This is a genomic window from Niallia laureatilytica (genome assembly GCF_046613985.1).
Classification (GTDB): Bacteria; Bacillota; Bacilli; order Bacillales; family Cytobacillaceae; genus Niallia.
Genome location: NZ_JBKKHP010000038.1, coordinates 1 through 1260 on the forward strand (window position 1 = coordinate 1; position 1260 = coordinate 1260).

Consider the following 1260-nt stretch of genomic DNA (forward strand, 5'->3'; position numbering starts at 1 on the left):
AATAATATTCAAATACTTCAAAAATGGAGGAGGAAAGGGGATTCGAACCCCTGCGCGGTTTGACCCGCCTGTCGGTTTTCAAGACCGATCCCTTCAGCCGGACTTGGGTATTCCTCCTCGATATGATGGTGGACCTTGTAGGACTCGAACCTACGACCGGACGGTTATGAGCCGTCTGCTCTAACCAACTGAGCTAAAGGTCCAAACAAGTTCCTAAATAATATGGTAGCGGCAGAGGGGATCGAACCCCCGACCTCACGGGTATGAACCGTACGCTCTAGCCAGCTGAGCTACGCCGCCATTATTCAGTATTAATTAAAATTGGTGGAGCCTAGCGGGATCGAACCGCTGACCTCCTGCGTGCAAGGCAGGCGCTCTCCCAGCTGAGCTAAGGCCCCAATTTTTATGGAGTAACATACATGGTCGGGAAGACAGGATTCGAACCTGCGACCCCTTGGTCCCAAACCAAGTGCTCTACCAAGCTGAGCTACTTCCCGTATATGGCGCGCCCGAAAGGAGTCGAACCCATAACCTTCTGATCCGTAGTCAGACGCTCTATCCAATTGAGCTACGGGCGCTAATTTTTAAAGTAACAATGGTGCCGAGGACCGGAATCGAACCGGTACGGTAGTCACCTACCGCAGGATTTTAAGTCCTGTGCGTCTGCCAGTTCCGCCACCCCGGCATTGTTTTTTAAAAAATGGAGCGGAAGACGAGGTTCGAACTCGCGACCCCCACCTTGGCAAGGTGGTGTTCTACCACTGAACTACTTCCGCTTGTGTATTAAATTAAATGGTGCGGGTGAAGGGAGTCGAACCCCCACGCCTTGCGGCGCTAGATCCTAAGTCTAGTGCGTCTGCCAATTCCGCCACACCCGCATAATGGTGAGTCATGCAGGATTCGAACCTGCGACCCTCTGATTAAAAGTCAGATGCTCTACCAACTGAGCTAATGACTCATCTCGTTTTACAAAGAATGGTGCCGACGAGAGGACTTGAACCCCCAACCTACTGATTACAAGTCAGTTGCTCTACCAATTGAGCTACATCGGCTTATTATGGTGGAGGATGACGGGATCGAACCGCCGACCCTCTGCTTGTAAGGCAGATGCTCTCCCAGCTGAGCTAATCCTCCATTGTATGCCTGGCGACGTCCTACTCTCACAGGAGGAGAACCTCCAACTACCATCGGCGCTGAGAAGCTTAACTTCCGTGTTCGGTATGGGAACGGGTGTGACCTTCTCGCTATCGCCACCAGACT

12 tRNA genes and 1 rRNA gene are annotated in these 1260 nt (G+C 52.0%); all 13 read right to left on the minus strand.

Features of this window, described 5'->3' with window-relative positions:
* Nucleotides 1-24 precede the first annotated feature (24 nt).
* A tRNA-Ser gene (locus ACLIJJ_RS26785) sits at nucleotides 25-117 on the minus strand.
* A 9-nt stretch (nucleotides 118-126) separates the two neighbouring features.
* A tRNA-Ile gene (locus ACLIJJ_RS26790) sits at nucleotides 127-203 on the minus strand.
* A 20-nt stretch (nucleotides 204-223) separates the two neighbouring features.
* A tRNA-Met gene (locus tag ACLIJJ_RS26795) sits at nucleotides 224-300 on the minus strand.
* Nucleotides 301-322: 22 nt separating this feature from the next.
* Nucleotides 323-398, minus strand: a tRNA-Ala gene (locus tag ACLIJJ_RS26800).
* A gap of 22 nt (nucleotides 399-420) precedes the next feature.
* A tRNA-Pro gene (locus tag ACLIJJ_RS26805) sits at nucleotides 421-497 on the minus strand.
* Between the two features lie 4 nt (nucleotides 498-501).
* A tRNA-Arg gene (locus ACLIJJ_RS26810) sits at nucleotides 502-578 on the minus strand.
* 18 nt (nucleotides 579-596) lie between these two features.
* Nucleotides 597-685, minus strand: a tRNA-Leu gene (locus ACLIJJ_RS26815).
* A gap of 16 nt (nucleotides 686-701) precedes the next feature.
* Nucleotides 702-776 (minus strand) — tRNA-Gly (locus ACLIJJ_RS26820).
* Nucleotides 777-793: 17 nt separating this feature from the next.
* Nucleotides 794-878: transfer RNA gene (locus ACLIJJ_RS26825), tRNA-Leu, on the minus strand.
* A 4-nt stretch (nucleotides 879-882) separates the two neighbouring features.
* Nucleotides 883-958 (minus strand) — tRNA-Lys (locus tag ACLIJJ_RS26830).
* An 18-nt stretch (nucleotides 959-976) separates the two neighbouring features.
* Nucleotides 977-1052 (minus strand) — tRNA-Thr (locus ACLIJJ_RS26835).
* Between the two features lie 6 nt (nucleotides 1053-1058).
* Nucleotides 1059-1134: transfer RNA gene (locus ACLIJJ_RS26840), tRNA-Val, on the minus strand.
* A gap of 7 nt (nucleotides 1135-1141) precedes the next feature.
* Nucleotides 1142-1258, minus strand: a 5S ribosomal RNA gene (rrf, locus tag ACLIJJ_RS26845).
* Nucleotides 1259-1260 lie beyond the last annotated feature (2 nt).